The 12,969-nt window shown below is 71.3% G+C and carries 11 protein-coding genes and 1 riboswitch; of the genes, 3 read left to right on the top strand and 8 right to left on the bottom strand.

The window, feature by feature from the left end; translation table 11 throughout:
* Positions 1-31: 31 nt before the first annotated feature.
* The 3 genes from KK483_RS35335 to KK483_RS18550 form a co-directional block, all read right to left on the bottom strand.
* Complete coding sequence (locus KK483_RS35335) at positions 32-856, bottom strand: chaplin (protein WP_313879326.1); 825 nt, start codon at positions 854-856, stop codon at positions 32-34.
* 112 nt (positions 857-968) lie between these two features.
* The gene (locus KK483_RS18555) at positions 969-1,202 is read right to left on the bottom strand and encodes a chaplin (RefSeq protein ID WP_313879325.1); all 234 of its coding nucleotides are present in this window, start codon (positions 1,200-1,202) and stop codon (positions 969-971) included.
* Between the two features lie 8 nt (positions 1,203-1,210).
* Complete coding sequence (locus tag KK483_RS18550) at positions 1,211-1,621, bottom strand: rodlin (protein WP_262006330.1); 411 nt, start codon at positions 1,619-1,621, stop codon at positions 1,211-1,213.
* Between the two features lie 329 nt (positions 1,622-1,950).
* Here KK483_RS18550 and KK483_RS18545 point away from each other — a divergent pair, with 329 nt between their 5' ends.
* Positions 1,951-2,361, top strand: a complete 411-nt coding sequence (locus KK483_RS18545) for a rodlin (protein WP_262006329.1) — start codon at positions 1,951-1,953, stop codon at positions 2,359-2,361.
* A 192-nt stretch (positions 2,362-2,553) separates the two neighbouring features.
* Here the strand turns inward: KK483_RS18545 and KK483_RS18540 are convergent, their stop codons facing one another.
* The 4 genes from KK483_RS18540 to KK483_RS18525 all read right to left on the bottom strand — a co-directional run bounded on the left by KK483_RS18540 (position 2,554) and on the right by KK483_RS18525 (position 6,585).
* Positions 2,554-3,714, bottom strand: a complete 1,161-nt coding sequence (locus KK483_RS18540; protein WP_262006328.1) for a methyltransferase — start codon at positions 3,712-3,714, stop codon at positions 2,554-2,556.
* Between the two features lie 12 nt (positions 3,715-3,726).
* Positions 3,727-4,272: a DM13 domain-containing protein gene (locus tag KK483_RS18535; RefSeq protein WP_262006327.1), complete on the bottom strand. Its 546-nt coding sequence runs from the start codon at positions 4,270-4,272 to the stop codon at positions 3,727-3,729.
* Positions 4,273-4,329: 57 nt separating this feature from the next.
* Complete coding sequence (gene kdgD / locus KK483_RS18530; RefSeq protein WP_262006326.1) at positions 4,330-5,256, bottom strand: 5-dehydro-4-deoxyglucarate dehydratase; 927 nt, start codon at positions 5,254-5,256, stop codon at positions 4,330-4,332.
* A gap of 147 nt (positions 5,257-5,403) precedes the next feature.
* Complete coding sequence (locus KK483_RS18525; RefSeq protein WP_262006325.1) at positions 5,404-6,585, bottom strand: L-talarate/galactarate dehydratase; 1,182 nt, start codon at positions 6,583-6,585, stop codon at positions 5,404-5,406.
* Between the two features lie 126 nt (positions 6,586-6,711).
* Here KK483_RS18525 and KK483_RS18520 point away from each other — a divergent pair, with 126 nt between their 5' ends.
* Entirely contained in the window at positions 6,712-7,587 is an 876-nt protein-coding gene (locus tag KK483_RS18520; protein WP_262006324.1) for a LysR substrate-binding domain-containing protein, read from the top strand.
* A gap of 144 nt (positions 7,588-7,731) precedes the next feature.
* On the top strand, positions 7,732-9,123 hold the full coding sequence (locus tag KK483_RS18515) for an MFS transporter (RefSeq protein ID WP_262006323.1): 1,392 nt from the start codon (positions 7,732-7,734) through the stop codon (positions 9,121-9,123).
* 43 nt (positions 9,124-9,166) lie between these two features.
* Here the strand turns inward: KK483_RS18515 and cobN are convergent, their stop codons facing one another.
* Positions 9,167-12,790 carry a cobaltochelatase subunit CobN gene (cobN, locus tag KK483_RS18510; RefSeq protein ID WP_262006322.1) on the bottom strand — a complete coding sequence of 1,208 codons (3,624 nt, stop codon included), beginning with the start codon at positions 12,788-12,790 and terminating at the stop codon, positions 9,167-9,169.
* Between the two features lie 36 nt (positions 12,791-12,826).
* Positions 12,827-12,958, bottom strand: a riboswitch (cobalamin riboswitch).
* Positions 12,959-12,969: the final 11 nt, after the last annotated feature.

Below are 12,969 nucleotides of genomic sequence, written 5' to 3'. Positions count from 1 at the left end.
GGCCGGCCTTCGTACGGGAAACGCGTTCACGTCACCGCTGGGCGGCAGCAGTCCCGCGGCGGTAGAGCAGCAGACCGCCGGCCAGCAGGGCCACGGCGGTGGCACCGGTGGCGAGCATGCCCATCTCGTTGCCACCGGTCTCGGCCAGTTCACCCGGGACGTTGCCGGGGGTCCGGTCGTCCGGGGTGTCCACGACCGGCACCAGGGTGTCGGGGGTCTCGGGGGTCTCGGGGGTCTCGGGGGTCTCGGGGACGCCCGGCACCTGCGGCGTGTTCGGTGTGCCGGGCTCTTCGGGAAGGCCCGGCTCCTCCGGCGTGTTCGGCTCCTCCGGCGTCACGGGGGTGTCCGGGACGCTCGGGGTGTCCGGTGTGTTCGGATTCGGAGTATCCGGCGTGTCGGGAGTGTTCGGCTCCGGCGGCGTCACCGGAGGCACCTCGCCGTTGGCGCAGGTGTTGCCGGACGCCGGGTTCCCCACGCCGATGACGTCGACGGTGTTGCCGCAGGCGTTGACCGGCACGTGGACCGGAAGCTGGACGACGTTGCCGGAGCCGACGCCCGGCGAGCCGACCGCGGCCCCGTCGGCCGTGGCGCCGGAGCCCGGCGCCGTGCCGTCCGACACGTTGGCGCAGTTGTTGCCGAACGCGGGGTTCAGCAGCCCGACCACGTTCACGGAGTTGCCGCAGACATTGACCGGCACGTGGACCGGGGCCTGGGCGACGTTCCCCGACAGCACGCCGGGGGACTCCGCGGCCACTGCGTCGGCCTGGGAATCGGCGCTGGCGTACACACTGCTCACGGACAGAACGCTGGTGGCCGCCGCGGCCGTCAGAATTCCCTTGGTAATGACCTGTCGCATCTTGTTGTTTTTCCCGCTTCCGCTTTGCGAGCCGGTCCTGAAGCGTGCCGGGCGGCACGCCCCAGGACCGGCGGAAAACGACCCTTCAGGGCTGCGTGCGAAGACCGATTGGTCAGTCGTTCGCACAGAGGTTGCCGAGCGCGGCGTTCAGCCCGCCGACGAGGTTGATGGTGTTGCCGCACACGTTGACCGGGACATGCACGGGAATCTGGATGACGTTCCCGGACAGCACTCCCGGCGACCCCACCGCGTCACCGGTCGCCCCGGAGTCGGCGAGGGAGGGCGAGGCCACGCCCATGGCCATCACGATCCCGGCGAGAACCGCAGCGATCTTCCTGTACTTCATGACCGGTCTCAGCTGTTGCCGGTGCCGTTTGCGGACAGGACCGGGATGTCGGAGAGGATGTGCGAAAGCGGCTCGTCGCCCTTGGCCTGCGTCGAGTTCTCGACGCACTGCTGGCTCTGCGGGTTGGACAGGACGTTGACGTCCTGGACCACGCCCTGCACGCCACCGACGAGCGAACCGACGTTCGCCTTCGCCGGCAGCGCGAGACAGGGCTTGTTGAGCGAGCCCTGGACGAGCGCCATCTGCGGGCTCATGTTGCCGTACGTGGCGGAGTTGCCGTACGACTGCATGGCGCCGACGCCGCTGGCCGACGTGGTGCCGGTGTCGTTGTTGGTGGCCAGCGCCTGAGGCGCGGCGGCAGCGGAGACACCGATTACGGAGGCCGTGACCGCAGCCGCAGCCATAACCTTCTTGATCATCACTTGATTGCCTTTCTTGCAGGAACACTCGAGCTCGTCTGCGCACCGGACCAACGGAAAGGCGGGGACCCGGGTTTCGCGGCTTCACCCGAACAGCCCCATGCCGCGACTTCTTCGCCGTGGAGTGGAGGCCGGGGTCAAGTGAGGGAATTCCGGGTCCGCCCGTCGGGATTCCGTACCGGCCTTTCGAGTGAAGCGGAGCAACCAACTCCGGGTGCCGGAGTTGGTCAGGAGGCTCCGGGAACGAGCTCTCAGACCCTTCCTCTCCCCTCTCAGAACCCCACGGTTCCGAGAACCCCGGTCTCCGTACCCCCAGAAAGGGATCAGACGTGATCAAGAAGGTCATGGCGGCTGCCGCCGTCACCGCGTCCATCGTCGGCGCCTCCGCTGCCGCCGCTCCGCAGGCCCTGGCCATCAACAACGACACCGGCACCACGTCGGCCAGCGGCGTCGGCGCCATGCAGTCGTACGGCAACTCCGCCACATTCGGCGACATGAGCCCGCAGATTGGGCTCGTCCAGGGCTCGCTCAACAAGCCCTGCATCGGTCTGCCGGCGAAGCTCAACGCCGGTTCGATCGCCGGTCTCGCGCAGCTCGCGGTCCAGGACGTCAACGTCCTGTCCAACCCGCAGAACCAGCAGTGCACCGAGAACTCGACGCAGGCCAAGGGCGACGAGCCGCTCTCGCACATCGCCGACGGCCTCGCGCTCCTGTCCGGCAATGGCACCGGCAACAGCTGACCACGCCTCACCTGCTCACCGGCCGGGACGCCGCGGTGCTCCGCGGCGTCCCGGCCGCGCATGACCGCGTCCGTGGCCTGAGTCCCGCTGACCCCCGCGCCGCAGGCGCTCGCATCGACAACGGCACCGGCACCGGCACCGGCACCGGCACCGGCACCCGCTGAGTCCGTATGGGTCCGAACCGGCGCCGATTCAGCGCCGCTTGACCGCGCGCAGGACCACGAACTTCGGGTTGCTTGCGACTGTCTCGCAGTTGCCGAAGAGCCGGCGCAGCCTGACGTGGTAGCCGAGGTGGCGGTTGCCGATCACCCACAGCTCGCCGCCGGGGCGCAGCGCGGCGCGCGCGCCGGTGAACATGCGCCACGAGGTGCTGTCGGTCAGGGCCCGGTGGGTGTGGAACGGCGGATTGTTCAGCACGAGGTCGACCGACTCGCGCGCCATGCCCGCGAGCCCGTCGCCGACCAGGAACTCGGCCTTGGCGGACGGTCCGGTGTTCGCCCGGAACGTCGCCTCGGCCGAGGCCACCGCCTGGAACGACTCGTCCGTGAACACCACGTCGGCCTCGGGGTCGGCCACGGCCACGGCCGTACCGACCACGCCGTTTCCGCAGCCCAGGTCGACGACGCGGACCGGGCCGCCGGGCTGCGGCAGGTGCTGGAGGAAGAGACGGGTGCCGATGTCGAGGCGGTCGGCGCAGAAGATGCCCGCGTGGTTGGTGACGGTCCGTCCCGACATCGCTCCGATGCCGCCGGGCAGCTCATAGCTCCGCGGCCAGGGCTCACCCGCCACCGCCGCCGTACCCGTGCGGCCGGGATCCGGGGTGCAGAAGATCAGCCGGGCCTTCTTGACGGCCAGCGAGGTCCTGGTGGGGCCGACGATCCGCTCGAACAGCCGGAGCGTCGAGGTGTGGATCTCCGTCACCATGCCGGTGCCCACGACGACTGTCTCCGCGTGCAGGTGCGGAGCGAGCCGCTGGAGCTGGTCCTCCAGGAGCGCGAGGCTCTTGGGGACGCGTACGAGCAGTACGTCGATCCGGTCCGGGGGCGTGTCCTGCGTCGACAGCAGCCGTACGCCGGCGGCCTCGTCCTGTGTGCGGTTGCGCGCCAGGTTGGCGCGGGTGGCCTGCTGGGTCAGGTACGAGTCGGTGATCTGCACCGGCCGGAGTGCGGCGAGAGCGGTGACCAGGGCGCCCCAGCGGTCGCCCACCACGACGACGGTGCCCCGGGGCGTCTCGCCTTCGAGGTGGCGCAGCAGGTACTCGTCGGAGGCGTCCCAGGCCCGGAGCTGGTCACGGGGGTCCTCGGGGAAGCGGGTGAGGCCGAGGGCGCCCCGTGACGTGGTGAGGATGTTCATCGTGCTCCCAGGCTACGCGGCCCCCTTCGACAGCTCCGCCGCGCCGAAGGAGACGTCGAACCGGTCGCACCAGATGGCGACGCTGGTGTACGTGCCGAGATCGACGTCGGCGGGGAGCGCGTAGTTCTGGTCGCCCTTGTTGCCCTTGAGCTTGCCGAGGCTGACGTGGGCGCCGTCGTCGAAGACGCGCCAGCCCGCCACGCCCTCCTTCACCGGTGCGTCGGTGATCCAGACCCGCAGGTCGGGGCCGTTGCTGGTGTCCAGGCCCTCCAGGCGGAGAGTGCGGCTGCCGTCGGGGAGCTCGATGATCCTGACCGTGCCCTCGGTGGTGTGCTCATGGCTGATGAACGACCCGGTGGCGAGGGTCCTGGGCCCGCCCGGCACCGGGTTCCCCGACTCCGCCGGGGCCGACGGGGGCGCCGACGGAGCCGCCGCCGAGGGCAGCTCGTCCCGCACGGTCCGGTCCACCCAGAGCTGCCACGGCTGGAACCAGTACAGACCGACGGCGACGAGAACCGCGGCCACGACCACGACTGCGGAGATCACTGACTTCCTCATGGACCCATTGAAGTCCAGGTGAGACAGGATCGGGCGGTTCCACCGGTGACGGAATCCTTACGCCAGTCCGCCGATCAGCGCGGCGAGCTCGTCGTGCTCGCCGGCCGTGAGGTCGCTCAGCGGGGGGCGGACGGGGCCCGCGCCGTGGCCGACGGCGGTCATGCCCGCCTTGACGATGCTCACGGCGTATCCCGGCTGCCGGTTGCGGATGGCGGTGTAGGGCAGGACGAAGTCCCTGAGCAGCTTGACGACGGTGTCGTGGCGGCGGTCGCGGACGGCGCCGTAGAACTCGAGGGCGAGCTTCGGCAGGAAGTTGAAGATGGCGGACGAGTAGGTCGTGACACCGAGTTCGAGGTAGGGGAGGGCGAAGGTCTCGGCGGTCGGCAGGCCGCCGATGTAGGTGAGGCGCTCGCCCAGGCGGGTGTGGATGCGGGTCATGGCGTCGATGTCGCCGACGCCGTCCTTGTAGCCGACGAGGTTGGGGCAGCTGTCGGCGAGCCGGGCGAGGGTGTCGGCGGTGTAGACGGCGTTGGCGCGGCTGTAGACGACGACGCCGAGTGAGGTGGCACGGCAGACGGCCTCGACGTGCTCGGCCAGGCCCTGCTGTCCGGCCTCGGTGAGGTACGGCGGGAAGAGCAGGATCCCGTCGGCGCCGGCGCGTTCCGCGGCGGCGGCCAACTCGACGGCGGTACGGGTGCCGTAGCCGGCCGGGGCGAGGATCGGGGTGCCCTCGGGGGCGGTCTGCACGGCGGCGGCGACGACCCGCTCCACCTCGTCGGGGGTGAGTGAGAAGAACTCACCGGTGCCGCCGGCGGCGAAGAGGCCGCCGACCTCGTACCCCGCGAGGCGGGCGATGTGCTCGCGGTAGGCGCTCTCGTCGAAGGACAGGTCGGCCGTGAAGTGGGTCACCGGGAAGGACAGCAGCCCGGACCCGATACGGCGGCCGAGCTCGGCCGGGGTGAAGGCCGGGGTGAAGGACGTCATCTGCGTACTGCTCCAGAGGGAAGGAAGAAGGAAGGCGGCGCCACGACGGTGCGCGTGCGCGACGGCGCCCGGGCGCGGGGTCCGCGGCCGGGCGCGGGGTCCGCGGCCGGGCGCGGGGTCCGCGCCCGGCCGCCGGGCGCCGGGGCGTCAGGCGCGCTTGCCGACCTCGAACTCGGCCCGGGTCCAGGCGCGGGCCTGCTCGCTGAGAGTGATGCCCAGGCCGGGGCGGGAGGGGACGTGCATCCGGCCGTCGCTGATGTGCATCCGCTCGTTGAAGAGCGGCTCCAGCCAGTCGAAGTGCTCCACCCACGGCTCGCTCGGGTACGCGGCGGCCAGATGGAGGTGGATCTCCATGGCGTAGTGCGGAGCGAGCTGGAGGTGGTGGAGGTCGGCGAGCGCGGCCAGCTTGAGGAACTGGGTGATGCCGCCGATGCGGGGGGCGTCGGGCTGGATGATGTCCGCGGCGCCGGCGCGGATCAGCTCCCAGTGCTCGGCGACGCTGGCGAGCATCTCGCCGGTGGCGACCGGGGTGTCGAGGGAGGCGGCGAGGGCGGCGTGGCCCTGGGCGTCGTACGCGTCGAGCGGCTCCTCGATCCAGACGAGGCCGAACTCCTCCAGTGCCCGGCCCATGCGCTGGGCGGTGGGGCGGTCCCACTGCTGGTTGGCGTCGACCATGAGCGGCACGTCGTCGCCGATGTGCTCGCGCACGGCGGTCAGCCGGCGCAGGTCCTGCTTGCCGTCGGGGTGGCCGACCTTGATCTTCAGACCGCCGATGCCGCTGGCGAGCGAGGCGGTGGCGTTCTCCAGCACCTCCTCGGTGGGCGAGTGCAGGAAGCCGCCGGAGGTGTTGTAGCAGCGGACGGAGTCGCGGTGGGCGCCGAGGAGTTTGGCCAGCGGCAGACCGGCGCGCCTGGCCTTGAGGTCCCACAGGGCGATGTCGAACGCGGCGATGGCCTGGGTGGCGAGACCGCTGCGGCCCACCGAGGCGCCGGCCCAGCAGAGCTTGGTCCACAGCCGGCCGATGTCGCTGGGGTCCTCGCCGATGAGGTCCGGGGCGAGCTCCTTGGCGTGGGCGAACTGGCCGGGCCCGCCCGCGCGCTTGGAGTAGCTGAAGCCGATGCCCTGGTGGCCCTCTTCGGTGGCGAGCTCCACGAAGAGGAAGGCGACTTCGGTCATGGGCTTCTGGCGCCCCGTCAGCACCTTGGCGTCGCTGACCGGGGTGGCCAGCGGCAGCGTCACCGAGGAGAGCTTGATCCAGGAGATCCTGTCGAGCGTCGCGTCGCCGGCGGTGTGCGCGGCGTTGGCGGTCGTCTGCGTCGTGGTCACCACATCGTGTCCCTGGGTGTGAGGCGGGCGTTCCGGAGTCGGTGCCGGTCGTTGCCTTCTGACGCTAAGGTCGACGATTGATCCAAGTCCAACATAACTTTTGCATCCACTGATACCCGGAGGGCATGGTTGTTCACGCTGACGCAGCTGATCAGCTTCGTGGCCGTCGCCGAGGAGCTGCATTTCACCCGGGCCGCCGAGCGGCTCCAGATGACGCAGCCGCCGCTGAGCCGGCAGATCCAGCTGTTGGAGAACGAGCTGCGCGTGCAGTTGCTGGACCGCACCAACCGGTCCGTGCGGCTGACCCCCGCGGGGAGGGCCTTCCTCAACGAGGCGCGCCGCATCCTGCGCCAGGCCGAGCACGCCACCCTCGCCGTACGGCAGGTCTCCGCCGGTGAGGCCGGTGCGATCGCCATCGGCTTCACCGCGGCGAGCGCCTACTCCACCCTCGGCAAGCTGCTCGGCATCGCCCGCGAGACCATGCCGGGCACCGAGATCGTGCTGCGCGAGATGGTCACCCGCGACCAGCTGGAGGCCCTCACCGAAGGCGCCCTGGACCTCGGCATGGTGCGCCCGGCCGCCACCGGGCCCGACCTGGAGACCCGTCCGGCGATACGGGAGGGCCTGCTCGCGGCCCTGCCGACCGGCCATCCCCTCGCCGCCAGGGAGGAGGCGCTGCGGGTCGAGGACTTCGACGGTCAGGAGTTCCTGATGTACTCGCCCGTCGAGGCGCGCTACTTCCACGAGCTGCTGATCAGCATCTTCCGCGCCGCGCAGGTCTCGCCCGCCTTCATCCAGTACCTCAGCCAGGTCCACAGCATCCTGGCGCTGGTCAACGCGGGCTGGGGCATCGCGCTGGTCCCCGAGACCGCCGCGCAGATGCGCTTCGCGGGCATCACCTTCAGGCCCGTGGCGCTGCCCGCTCCCCAGCCCGTCGAACTGAACCTGGCGTGGCGGAAGAACAACGACAACCCCGCCCTGCACGCGCTGCTGCGCCACCTGTGATGCCGAGAAGGTATCGCAGCCTACAAAAATCGATCTAGACGGGAATGAGAACCGAACCTACGGTCGACTCCCAGCCGCTGGTGCTGTGGCTTGGACCACACCGCGGCGTGAGCCGCCCACCGCAGGTCTAGGAGATCGACCCTCATGACAGCTCTCGACCGGCAGGACAAGCCGGTTACCGCCGTCCGCGCCGTCACAGCAGGCCGCCTCAGGTACTGGATCCTGGCCATGCTGTTCATCGTCACCACGATCAACTACGCCGACCGGGCCACGCTCTCGATCGCCGGTGACTCGATGCAGAAGGACCTCGGCATCAGCTCGGGCGAGCTGGGCGTCCTCTTCTCCGCCTTCTCCTGGTCGTACCTCATCGCCCAGATCCCCGGCGGCTGGCTGCTCGACCGCTACGGGTCGAAGAAGGTCTACGGCGCGGCGATCTTCCTCTGGTCGGTCTTCACCATGCTCCAGGGCGCCATCGGCTTCTTCGCCGGTGCGGCCGTGGCGCTGCTGTTCGTCCTGCGCTTCCTCGTCGGCCTGGCCGAGGCGCCGTCCTTCCCCGGCAACTCGCGCATCGTCGCCGCCTGGTTCCCGACCAAGGAACGCGGATTCGCCGCCGCCCTGTTCAACTCCGCCCAGTACTTCGCGACCGTGGCCTTCGCCCCGCTGATGGGCTGGCTCGTGGTCTCCATGGGCTGGGAGCACGTCTTCACCGTCGTCGGCGGAGTCGGCGTCGCCCTCGCGCTGATCTGGACCCGGGTCATCCACCCGCCGCGCAGCCACCCGCGGATGACGAAGGGCGAGCTCGACCACATCGGTGCGGGCGGCGCCCTCATCGACATGGACGCGCCCGCGGACGCCGCCGAGGCCCGCAAGCAGGAGGCCGCCGCCGCGGGCAAGGAGAACCTGCGCCACGTCAGGGCGCTGCTGGGGAACCGCACCATGCTCGGTGTGTTCGTGGGTCAGTACTTCATCAACACGATCACCTGGTTCTTCCTGACCTGGTTCCCCGTCTACCTGGTCCAGGAGCGCGGGATGACCATCCTGGAGGCGGGCTTCGTCGCCTCCCTGCCGGCGCTGTGCGGATTCGCGGGCGGCGTGCTCGGCGGGTTCCTGTCCGACCTGCTCGCGCGGCGCGGCGTCAGCCTCACCGCGGCGCGCAAGATCCCGATCGTCACCGGCCTGCTGTTGTCCACCAGCATCATGATCTGCAACTACGTCACGGCCGACTGGCTGGTCGTGCTGATCATGTCGCTGTCCTTCTTCGGCAAGGGACTCGGCGCGCTGGGCTGGGCCGTGATGGCGGACGTCTCGCCGAAGCAGATCGCGGGGCTGGCGGGCGGGGTGTTCAACACCTTCGGCGCGGTGGCGGGGATCGTGACGCCGCTGGTGATCGGCTACATCCTCGACGCGACGGGCTCCTTCGACCTGGCGCTGGCGTTCGTGAGCGTGTGCGCCGCGCTGGCGGTCGTGAGCTACGTCGTCATCGTCAGGGACATCGAGCGGCTCGACCTCGCGGAGCTGGAGTCCGCCCGCGCCTGACGCGGTGCCGAGCGGGGGACTTCCCGAAGTCCCCCGCTCCTCGCTACGCGCCGCCGTCCTCCAGACTGCCCTCCGTCTCCAGGAAGACCTGGCGGAGGGCTTCGAGGACCGCGGGGTCCGGCTTGGCCCACATCCCGCGGGACTCCGCCTCCAGGAGCCGCTCGGCGATGCCGTGCAGCGCCCAGGGGTTGGCCTGCCGGAGGAACTCGCGGTTCTCCGGGTCCAGGACGTATGTCTCCGTGAGCTTGTCGTACATCCAGTCGGCGATGACGCCGGTCGTCGCGTCGTAGCCGAACAAGTAGTCCACCGTCGCGGCGAGTTCGAACGCCCCCTTGTACCCGTGGCGCCGCATCGCCTCGATCCACTTCGGATTGACCACCCGGGCGCGGAAGACCCGCGAGGTCTCCTCCACGAGCGTGCGCGTCCTGACCGTCTCCGGCCGGGTCGAGTCGCCGATGTACGCGGCGGGGGCCGTGCCGCGCAGGGCGCGGACCGCGGCGACCATGCCGCCGTGGTACTGGAAGTAGTCGTCGGAGTCGGCGATGTCGTGCTCGCGCGTGTCCGTGTTCTTCGCCGCGACCGCGATCCGCCGGTACGCCGTCTCCATCTCGTCGCGCGCCGCGCGGCCTTCGAGTCCGCGGCCGTACGCGTAACCGCCCCAGACCGTGTACACCTCGGCGAGATCGGCGTCGGTGCGCCAGTCGCGGGAGTCGATCAGCTGGAGCAGTCCCGCGCCGTACGTGCCCGGCCGGGAGCCGAAGATACGGGTCGTGGCGCGGCGTTCGTCGCCGTGGACGGCGAGATCGGCCTGGGCGTGCGCCCGTACGAAGTTGGCGTCGGCGGGCTCGTCGAGCGAGGCCGCGAGCCGTACGGCGTCGTCGAGCAGGCCGATGACATGCGGGAAGGCGTCCCGGAAGAAGCCGGAGATGCGGAGCGTGACATCGATGCGCGGACGGCCCAGCTCGGCGGCAGGGACCGGCTCCAGACCGGTGACGCGGCGCGAGGCGTCGTCCCAGACCGGGCGCACGCCCAGCAGCGCGAGCGCCTCGGCGACGTCGTCGCCGGCGGTGCGCATCGCGCTGGTGCCCCACAGGGAGAGGCCGACGGAGGTCGGCCAGTCGCCGTTGTCGGTGCGGTACCGCGTGAGCAGCGAGTCGGCGAGGGCCTGGCCGGTCTCCCAGGCGAGGCGCGACGGCACGGCCTTGGGGTCGACGGAGTAGAAGTTGCGGCCGGTCGGCAGGACGTTGACGAGCCCGCGCAGCGGCGAGCCGGACGGGCCGGCGGGGACGAAGCCGCCGTTCAGCGCGTGGACGGCGTGGTCGAGTTCGTCGGTGGTGGCGGCCAGGCGCGGGACGACCTCGCGGGCGGCGAAGCCGAGGATGTCGGCGACGGCCCGTCCGTGCCCCTCGGCCACGGAGGCGACGGCGGCCGGGTTCCAGTCCGCCTCCTCCATCGCCTCGACCAGTGCGCGGGCGGCGGCCTCCGCCTCGTCGGCGGTGGTCCGGCTCGCGGCGGACTCGTCGAGGCCGAGCGCTTCGCGCAGTCCGGGCAGGGCCGTCGTACCGCCCCAGATCTGGCGGGCCCTGAGGATGGAGAGGACCAGGTTGACCCGCTCGGGGCCGGCCGGGGCGCCGCCCAGCACATGCAGACCGTCGCGGATCTGGGCGTCCTTGACCTCGCACAGCCAGCCGTCGACGTGGAGCAGGAAGTCGTCGAAGCCGTCGTCGTCGGGGCGGTCGTCCATGCCGAGGTCGTGGTCGAGCCTCGCCGCCTGGATCAGGGTCCAGATCTGGGCGCGGATGGCGGGGAGCTTCGCCGGGTCCATGGAGGAGATCTGCGCGTACTCGTCGAGCAGTTGCTCCAGGCGCGCGATGTCGCCGTAGGAGTCGGCGCGGGCCATCGGCGGGACGAGGTGGTCGATGAGCGTGGCGTGCACCCGGCGCTTGGCCTGGGTGCCCTCGCCGGGGTCGTTGACCAGGAACGGGTAGACCAGCGGCAGATCACCGAGGGCGGCGTCGGGGGCGCAGGCGGCGGACAGGCCCGCGTTCTTGCCGGGCAGCCACTCCAGGTTGCCGTGCTTGCCGAGGTGGATCATCGCGTCGGCGCCGAAGCCCCCGTCGTCCTGCCGGGCCGCGATCCAGCGGTAGGCGGCCAGGTAGTGGTGCGAGGGCGGCAGGTCCGGGTCGTGGTAGATCGCGATCGGGTTCTCGCCGAAGCCGCGCGGCGGCTGGATCACGATCAGCAGGTTGCCGCGCCGCAGGGCCGCCAGGACGATGTCGCCGTCCGGGTCGCCTTCGGCGGTACGGGAGCGGTCCAGGAACATCTCGCCGGGCGCGGGGCCCCAGTGCTCCTCGACGTGCTCGCGCAACGCGGCGGGCAGGGTCGCGTACCAGCGCCTGTAGTCGGCGGCCGGGACCCGGACGGGGTTGCGGGCGAGCTGCTCCTCGGTGAGCCAGTCCTGGTCGTGGCCGCCGGCCTCGATGAGCGCGTGGATCAGCTCGTCGCCGTCGCCGGAGACCAGGCCGGGGACCTCCTCGGCACCGAAGTCGTAGCCCTCGGCGAGGAGTCGGCGCAGCAGCGCGACGGCGGACGCGGGGGTGTCGAGGCCGACCGCGTTGCCGATGCGGGAGTGCTTCGTCGGGTACGCGGACAGGACGAGCGCGATCCGCTTCTCCGCGTTCGGGATGTGCCGCAGCCGGGCGTGGCGTACGGCGATCCCGGCGACCCGGGCGGCGCGCTCGGGGTCGGCGACGTACGCCGGGAGGCCGTCCTCGTCGATCTCCTTGAAGGAGAACGGGACCGTGATCAGGCGCCCGTCGAACTCGGGTACGGCGACCTGGCTGGCGGCGTCCAGCGGGGACAGACCCTCGTCGCTCTCCTCCCAGGCGCTGCGCGACCCCGTCAGACACAGCGCCTGGAGCACGGGCACGTCGAGCCCGGCGAGCGCGCCCGCGTCCCAGGACTCGTCGTCGCCGCCGGCCTGCGCCTCGGCGGGCCTGGTGCCGCCCGCGGCGAGCACGGTGGTGACGACGGCGTCGGCGTCGCGGAGCCGGTCGAGGAGCTCGGGCTCGGGGGCGCGCAGGGACGCCACGTACAGCGGCCTGGCCCGGCCACCGGCCTCCTCGATGGCGTCGCACAGGGCGCCGACGAAGGCGGTGTTGCCGCTCATGTGGTGGGCGCGGTAGTAGAGCACGGCGATGACGGGGCCGGTGGTGGCCTCGGGGGTGCGCTCCAGCGGGCCCCAGGTGGGGGCAGGGGCCGGGGGCTCGAAGCCGTGGCCCGTCAGCAGGACCGTGTCCGAGAGGAACCGGGCGAGCTGCTCCAGATTGCCCGGGCCGCCGTGGGCGAGGTAGGCGTGTGCCTCGGCCGCGATGCCGATCGGGACGGTGGACGCCTCCATCAGCTGGGCGTCCGGGGCCTGTTCGCCGGTGAGCACGACGACGGGCCGCTCCTGGGCGAGCAGCGCGTCGATCCCCTCCTGCCAGGCGCGAATGCCGCCGAGGAGGCGGACGACGACGAGGTCGGTGCCGTCGAGCAGGCCCGGGAGCTCGTCGAGCGGGAGGCGGGAAGGGTTCGCGAAGCGGTACTGGACCGGCCCCCGCGCGGCACGGGCGCTGAGCAGGTCGGTGTCGGAGGTCGACAGCAGCAGGATCGTCGCGTGCGTCATCGCGTGCGCAGGCCTTCCTCGGGGTTTCCGCGCCCCGGGTGGTCGTGGTCGGCGGGAGTTCCTGACTCACCAGGCCGTTGAGGACCTGGCTCACAGTGGCGGGACCGCGCCGGAATCTCACCGGGCTTCCTCCCTAGGGTCCTGGGACCCTGTGCCGTCTGCATAGTAGAGGCTCACCT

The sequence above is a fragment of the Streptomyces sp. FIT100 genome, assembly GCF_024584805.1.
GTDB lineage: Bacteria > Actinomycetota > Actinomycetes > Streptomycetales > Streptomycetaceae > Streptomyces.
Note: the sequence above shows the minus strand (reverse complement) of the source record. Positions and strands in the feature narration are given on the sequence as shown.

Bases quoted from the DNA above. Each gene is read 5' to 3' on its own strand.
- KK483_RS35335 (WP_313879326.1), bottom strand. From the start codon at position 856: ATGCGACAGGTCATTACCAAGGGAATTCTGACGGCCGCGGCGGCCACC.
- cobN (WP_262006322.1), bottom strand. From the start codon at position 12,790: ATGACGCACGCGACGATCCTGCTGCTGTCGACCTCCGACACCGACCTG.
- KK483_RS18550 (WP_262006330.1), bottom strand. From the start codon at position 1,621: ATGATCAAGAAGGTTATGGCTGCGGCTGCGGTCACGGCCTCCGTAATC.
- kdgD (WP_262006326.1), bottom strand. From the start codon at position 5,256: ATGACGTCCTTCACCCCGGCCTTCACCCCGGCCGAGCTCGGCCGCCGT.
- KK483_RS18540 (WP_262006328.1), bottom strand. From the start codon at position 3,714: ATGAACATCCTCACCACGTCACGGGGCGCCCTCGGCCTCACCCGCTTC.
- KK483_RS18555 (WP_313879325.1), bottom strand. From the start codon at position 1,202: ATGAAGTACAGGAAGATCGCTGCGGTTCTCGCCGGGATCGTGATGGCC.
- KK483_RS18515 (WP_262006323.1), top strand. From the start codon at position 7,732: ATGACAGCTCTCGACCGGCAGGACAAGCCGGTTACCGCCGTCCGCGCC.
- KK483_RS18535 (WP_262006327.1), bottom strand. From the start codon at position 4,272: ATGAGGAAGTCAGTGATCTCCGCAGTCGTGGTCGTGGCCGCGGTTCTC.